Origin of the sequence: Gilliamella sp. (assembly GCF_024104075.1) — a bacterium.
Classification (GTDB): Bacteria; Pseudomonadota; Gammaproteobacteria; order Enterobacterales; family Orbaceae; genus Gilliamella; species Gilliamella bombi.
Window position 1 is genome coordinate 20990 of record NZ_JAGGHR010000029.1, and the last position, 7631, is coordinate 28620.

Sequence of the window (7631 nt, forward strand, 5' to 3'; positions counted from 1 at the left end):
ATTGTTATTGCATAGAAAAGCAGTTAGCTATGCGAGCAAAACCTAAATTCCTTAAATTAAAGGGATTTAGGTTTTTTTTTGCATTGAAAAGGATAAGGTATGAAAAATAAACAGTTTGCCGAATCAATTATTCAACATGTTGGAGGTAAGGACAATGTTATCAGCTTAGTGCATTGTGCTACTCGTTTAAGATTTGTATTAAAGGATGATAACAAAGCCGATGCAGAAACATTAAAAAAGTTAGCTGGTGTGATTACAGTTGTACAAAGTGGAGGACAATTTCAGGTTGTTATCGGTAATAATGTTGCTGATGTATATAGTGACATTATGCAACTGACAAATCTTAATGAAAATAATCAACCAACCTTGCAATCAGGCAAAAAATCGGGGATTTTCTCTAAATTGATTGATCTGGTTTCGGGCATTTTTATTCCAGCTCTTGCTGTACTTGTTGCTGGCGGGATTTTAAAAGGTCTAATCTCGTTGTTACAAGTAATCAATGTCATTATCCCTGAAACACCTACTTATAATTTCCTATTTGCCATTGCTGATGCACCTTTTTATTACCTACCTATTATTTTAGGATTTTCTGCTGTTAAAAAATTTGGCGGTAACCCCTATGTAGGCATGGCAATTGGCGGTGCATTAGTTCACCCTAATATTGTCGGTATGATGGGAGGCGCATTAGAATTACAAACCGAATTCTTTTCAATCCCAATTAGTCTAATCCCTTATGCATCATCGGTATTTCCAATTATTTTAGCAAGTTGGGTATATTCTATATTGGAACGAGCTTTTAATAAAATATTGCATGATTCGTTTAAAAAATTTATCTCGCCATTACTCAGCATATTAATTACCGTACCGTTAACTTTTGCGGTTATTGGCCCTGTTGTGTCAATGTTAAGTGACCTTATTGCCTCTGGAATTATCTTCATCTATCAATTAAATCCTGTAATTGCTTCAATGATTTTAGCAGCTGGCTGGCAAATCATGGTGATATTTGGGGTTCATTGGGGATTAGTACCATTTTCGATGAATAACTTGGCTCTTTATCATGAAGACTTTATGTTACCTATTTTATTACCGGCTGTTTTTGCACAAACAGGGGCAGCATTAGCGGTAATGTTACGTTCTAAAGATAAGCAATTTAAAGCATTAGCAAGCTCATCTGTATTATCAGGGATTTTTGGTGTGACAGAACCAGCAATCTATGGCGTGAATTTACCATTAAAAAAACCATTTGTTATTGGTTGCTTGTCTGCCGCAATTGGTGGGGCTATTGTTGGTTATCATCACACTGTCACTTATTCGTTTGGTATGGTTAGTATATTTTCATTTTTACAATTAATTCCAATTGAAGGGGTCGATGCAAGATTTTATGCGGTTGTTATTGCTACAATTATTTCCTTTGCAATTGCAACAATCGTTACTTACTTCTTTGGTATACCTAAAGATAAATCTCAAACGGATGAAATTGATAATTCATATTCTAACAATATGGAGACTGAAAATAAAACCACGATCTACAGTCCAATGTCAGGCAAGGTCAATTTATTAAGTGAGGTAAAAGATCCTACATTTGCCAGTGAATTAATGGGTAAAGGTATTGCAATCATTCCAACTGTTGGTCAAGCTGTTGCACCTGATAATGGTGAAGTTGTGTCATTATTTCGAACTAAACACGCAATTGGCTTTCAAACCGAATCTGGAGCTGAAATATTAATTCATATCGGTATTGATACCGTTAAATTAGATGGTCAACATTTTGAAGCTCACGTAGAAGCTGGTAGCAAAGTAAGAAAAGGTGATTTGCTAGTCAGTTTTGATATAGAGGCAATTAAGCAAGCTGGTTTTGAAGTTACCACACCAATTATCATTACTAATAGTGATAGTTATCAAGATATACAATGTATCTTTGAACAAGATAATATTCAAAGCGGAGAGGCTTTATTAGCGTTATCCCAAAATAAGGAGTAAAACATGTCAACAAAATTTCCTAATGATTTTCTTTGGGGCGGTGCCATTGCCGCTAATCAAGTTGAAGGGGCTTACCGTGAAGGAGGCAAAGGTTTATCTACATCAGATTGTACGCCAAATGGTTTATTTGGTGACATCATCAATCGCAATGAAACTGATATTGCTAGTATTAAAGACAAAGCTATCGATTTTTATCATCGCTATCCTGAAGATATTGCTCTATTTGCTGAAATGGGTTTCACTTGTCTACGCACATCAATTGCTTGGACACGCATATTTCCTAATGGCGATGAAGAACAACCAAATGAGGCTGGTTTAGCCTTTTATGACAAATTATTTGATGAAATGGCAAAACACAACATAAAACCACTAGTCACTTTATCACATTATGAAATGCCCTATTATCTTGTTACCCAATATGGTGGATGGGAAAATCGTAAAGTCATTGAATTTTTCACTCGTTACGCTAAAACTGTTTTTGAACGCTATAAAAATAAGGTTAAATATTGGCTTACCTTCAATGAAATCAACATGTCATTACATGAACCTTTCACTGGTGTTGGTTTGGACAGAAACAGCACCAAACAGCAAATCTACCAAGCAATTCATCATCAATTAGTTGCCAGTGGTCGAGCGGTTAAACTCTGTCATCAAATCATTCCAGATGCAAAAATTGGTAACATGTTATTAGGTGCTGTGGCTTACCCTCTTACGCCAAAACCTGAAGATGTTTGGGAAACTCATCAAGAAAATCATGGTTGGTTATTTTTTGGGGATGTTCAGGTGCGTGGTTATTATCCAACCTATATGGATCGCTTCTTTAAAGAAAATCATATTAAGCTTGATATTACTGAACAAGATAAACAAGATCTTAAAGAAACAGTCGATTTTATTTCATTTAGTTATTACATGAGTTGCTGTGCAACAGATGATGAGTCACAAAAAACCAAAGGTAATATTTTAGATATGGTACCTAACCCTTATCTTAAAGCATCCGAATGGGGATGGCAGATCGATCCAATTGGGATTCGTTATCTTCTTAATTTACTTTATGAGCGTTATCAAAAACCGTTATTTATTGTCGAAAATGGCTTAGGTGCTAAAGATAAATTAGAAGTAGACAATACAATCAATGATGATTATCGGATTAATTATATGAATGATCATTTAGTACAAATCCGAGAAGCCATCAACGATGGTGTTGAAGTCATGGGATACACCAGTTGGGGACCAATAGATCTTATCAGTGCATCTAAAGCCGAAGTCACTAAACGCTATGGATTTATTTATGTAGATCTAAATCAAGATGGCACTGGCACACTAAATCGTTATAAAAAGAAAAGCTTCTACTGGTATCAATCTGTGATTTCCTCAAAAGGTGAAAATTTGAAAGCATAAGATAATCTGGGAGGATTGACGCTACTCATCCCCCCTATTATTTTTTTATAAACATGTGACAAGGTAAATAGCTAATTGAATGGAGATATAAATTATTTAAATTAATCATATTACTATAAAAAACATATATACATAAAAATAAAACAAAACTTTAAATTATTGGATTGTTACTGCTTTTTGGCAGGCAAAACCTAAATATTAATTAGAGAATTATTCTCTGATTTGGTATTTAGGTTTTTTAATATAAAAACGATTAGGAAAAAGAACAATGAAAATAAAATATCTCACAATAATGCTATTAGGGATATCAAGTTATTCTATGCTAGCAAATGCAACAGCCCACAACAACTCAATTCTCGATGATACATTTTTTAAAGACACCAAATTTGTATTTTCTACTCGAAACTATTGGAAATATTTAAAAGAAAATGCATCCCAACCTAAAGAGGTACACAGCGCTTGGGGGCAAGCATTTAGCTTTGATTATAAATCAGGTTATTTATTTGACATGATTGGTTTTGATGTCACCTATGATAACATAATAAGATTAGGTGCTAGTGATTACTTTGCGACCCGTAACCTACTTTATAACGATGGTAAAGGCTATAACAAACATAACGCTCACGGATTTAATAAATTTACCCAACGTTATGCCAAAATAAAATTAGGTAATGATGCTATTAACTTTAATGGGAAAGCTGGTTGGCATAGCATGAAGGATTTAGGTATCATAAGTTCAACCCAACATCTTACCCGCAATAGTTATCTTGGTTATAGCGGAATTCTAAAATATGATAACGTTTATTTTTCATTGGCTTATATTGATAGCACCCTACCCCGCGAATCCGCTAAAAAATTACGTTTTTTAACGGCCGATCGTAAAAAAATCATTAATAATATTTCAACAGCTGAAATCGCTTATAAAGATAAAGATCTTACTTTAGATTATTCTTATGGTGTTGCTAAAGATTATTTAAGACGCCATGTCATTGAATTATCGTATAAACCAATACAAAAATTAATCTTAGGCGGACAATTCTACGGAAGTTATGCTCTTGACAATTATGATGCCATGAAACAAAACAAAAAAGAGTTTGAAGATCACGCATGGCACTATGCAACCGATGTCGAATGGAAAGAAGAAGACTGGAGTATTAAAGTCGGTTTAGCCTATACAGACGCTAACAAACATAACGCTATCGGATATTATAATCGACATTTAGGTAAAAATACTCGTGCTCGCTTTAACGGTCTTGCCGCTGCTGGCTCAGATTATTTACGTGATGGTGAACTGGTACTAACAACAGTAATGAGTTATGATTTTGTTAAAGATAATAGCACTGGTCTATATATGAATTATGGACAATTTAACTACAAACATAATACATTAAAAAATGGCGAAATTAACGTTTTTGATATATGGAAACCAACTAGTGGTGCTTTTAAAAATTTTTCTATTCTATCGAAGGTTGGATATGGTTGGTCTTATAAAACTGTCAGTGCTTCAGACCTTACACCTAAACTTAGACATGGAAAATACCAACGTTCACCTTCACTTTCGGCGGAAACAGTAATTGATTACCGATTTAATTTATTATAAAGAGGACAAAACAATGAAAAAATTTATTATATTAATTAGTACATTAATTATTTCAATAACAACCTTATCACAAGCTTTTGCTGATGATGTTTATCTCTATGTCACTCGCCATGGTAAAACTATGTTTAATAACGTACACCGTGCACAAGGATGGTCTGATACACCGCTAACAAAACCAGGTGTCGAGGTGGCTGAACAACTAGGACGAGGGTTGAAAGATGTCAAATTTATTTCAGTCTATTCAAGTGATTTAGGTAGAGCACGACAAACTGCTCGCATTGTTTTAGAAGCTAAAGGCGATAAAATTCAAATTAATGAAATGGAAGACTTACGTGAACAGTGTTTTGGCGATTATGAAGGAGATTTTGATCCGAACATGTGGACACCAGCTGCACAGCATTTAGGTTATGCATCAGATAAAGAGCTAATGGCGGATATGGCTCAAGGCAAGGTTACCCTAAAAACAATGATGGATGCAATCGCCGCAGTTGAGAAATCAGGCGAAGCCGAAGACTACAATAAAGTAAAAAATCGTATGCAAGCATCATTAAAAGCCATAGCTGAATCAGCCAAATCACAAGGTGGTGGCAACGTACTTGTAGTATCTCACGGTTTAGCAATTATGGCTATGGTTCAAGAGTGGCAAGATAAACCAATAACAGCTGGGTTAGGTAACGCAAGTGTTACTAAAATTCGTTACACCGACGATGGTAAATTTATTGTTGAAAGCCTTGGAGATATGAGCTACGTCGAAAAAGGCAAAAATCAAGCAAAATAACTTCAAAATATATGGCTCACCAATGAGCCATATTCCACATTTACTATTAGCTCATAATATTAATCGATAAATTTGTAGTATTTATCGCCATAAACAAGCATAATTTAATAGTGTATTTATTAAATGTTACTAAAAGGCCAATATGTTTTATTTATGCAATTATTCATCTCCAGTGGGACTAATAACCCTAGCCAGTCAACAAAATAAGCTCGTTGGGGCTTGGATTGAAGGTGAAAAATATTTTGGTCACACACTCAATACACGAACAGAAGAAAAATCTAATTTACCCATTTTTAACTCAACAAAAAAATGGCTTGACGATTATTTTTCAGGAAAAAGACCGAATCCATACCAATTAGAACTTGCGCCAAATGGCACGCCTTTTCGAATCTTAGTATGGGAAATTTTATGCAAAATTCCATATGGTCAGGTCATTACTTACGGCGATATCGCAAAACAGATCGCCATTAAAACAAACAAAGCAAACATGTCTAGCCAAGCCGTAGGCGGGGCTGTTGGTCATAATCCCATATCAATCATTATTCCTTGCCACCGAGTTATCGGCGCAAACGGTAATTTAACAGGTTATGCTGGTGGAATAGATAAAAAAATAAAGTTATTAGAAATAGAAGATGTTTATATCAAAGATTTTTTCATTCCAACTAAAGGAACTGCACTTTAAATTATTGTAGTTACATTGTTTTTAATTCTAAATTTTTAACTGATGGAATAACGATAAAGCACTACTACACCAGTTAAAAATTGAGTTAATGAATAATATATTCCATCAACTAAAAAATGTTTTAATTTTAGTATTATAAATACGGTTTTATTACACAAATAAAGCAATACACTCAACTTTATAAAGAAAAAAGTTACACAATAAAATTACCCCTTACATGCAACATAGTTATTCCAAGAGTCATTTCCCGTGCCTATATGCCCAGAATCAGAATATACATGATATTGTTTAGAAGAAGATTCTCGATCTCGTGTCCAATAAACACCGCCACGCCACTGAGAATCAGGATAAGATCTTTGATTGATAAATCCCCACTCACTAAATAATGAACCATCAATTGCTCGTGTAAAAATCCCTCCCCAGAAAATAGCAGGATCGATCTCTATAGTAGTAGTGGGAGCATTTGTTAACTCATTAACGCTTAGAAGCTTATTAATACCACCACATCGTTGCCATCCACTTGCTCTATCTCCTTTAAAATCGCCTTGAGGTTTTGCCCAAACTGAAATTGGTGTAAAACTATACTCATGCATAACAGATGCATCTCTTTTTAACACAGCCCTTATAGTGACAGTTCCTGATGGTTTACTTATTAATTTAACCATACCATTCTTATCAACAACAACCCCATCACCAGGGTTGTTAATTAATTGATAATCGTAATCCGTTTGTGCACCAGTCATCACTAACTGAAATTTAGCCCCAGGAAAGCCTGTTGTAGGAAATGTTTTTGAAGATACGACTGGTTTAATCCTAAAACCATAATTTGGTACATAATCTTGAGTATAACCTCCACCACCTTTTGATCGTGTTCGCCCATCTGGCGAATTCCAATACATTCGATAATTCAAATCTGGATTATCACCAGGCTTACCCCATTGATATTCAGGATAAATAATTATGCTATTTGGTTTGACATAACATAACTCTGATTTTGGTGCTATTTGGTAGGTCTTAGCTAGGGTAATTTGCTTACCTACATCAGGTATTCCGTATGCTGAATGGGCACTAACATTGGTTTTTATGATGAGCTTTAATGGCATTGAAAAGCCACTACCACAACCTATCATTTTTTTCTTATCATTACCTATTATTCTTACACCATTATTGTCATACCACCAATAATTAGTCGA

General features: G+C 34.7%; 5 protein-coding genes and 1 pseudogene. 5 read left to right on the forward strand and 1 reads right to left on the reverse strand.

Annotated elements, in window-relative coordinates:
- Nucleotides 1-99: 99 nt before the first annotated feature.
- The 5 genes from J6569_RS08745 to J6569_RS08765 all read left to right on the forward strand — a co-directional run bounded on the left by J6569_RS08745 (nt 100) and on the right by J6569_RS08765 (nt 6438).
- A complete protein-coding gene (locus J6569_RS08745; protein WP_296318258.1) occupies nt 100-1980 on the forward strand; it encodes a beta-glucoside-specific PTS transporter subunit IIABC in 1881 nt (626 codons plus the stop codon).
- 3 nt (nt 1981-1983) lie between these two features.
- Entirely contained in the window at nt 1984-3378 is a 1395-nt protein-coding gene (gene ascB, locus J6569_RS08750; protein WP_174798053.1) for a glycoside hydrolase family 1 protein, read from the forward strand.
- 268 nt (nt 3379-3646) lie between these two features.
- Nucleotides 3647-4978, forward strand: coding sequence for an OprD family outer membrane porin (locus J6569_RS08755; protein ID WP_174798052.1), 1332 nt, complete (start codon nt 3647-3649; stop codon nt 4976-4978).
- A gap of 13 nt (nt 4979-4991) precedes the next feature.
- Nucleotides 4992-5756, forward strand: coding sequence for a histidine phosphatase family protein (locus J6569_RS08760; RefSeq protein WP_174798051.1), 765 nt, complete (start codon nt 4992-4994; stop codon nt 5754-5756).
- Between the two features lie 142 nt (nt 5757-5898).
- On the forward strand, nt 5899-6438 hold the full coding sequence (locus J6569_RS08765; RefSeq protein WP_174798050.1) for a methylated-DNA--[protein]-cysteine S-methyltransferase: 540 nt from the start codon (nt 5899-5901) through the stop codon (nt 6436-6438).
- A 206-nt stretch (nt 6439-6644) separates the two neighbouring features.
- On the opposite strand, the pseudogene J6569_RS08770 reads toward J6569_RS08765, so the two are convergent.
- Nucleotides 6645-7631, reverse strand: a pseudogene (locus J6569_RS08770) (hypothetical protein); the annotation flags it as partial.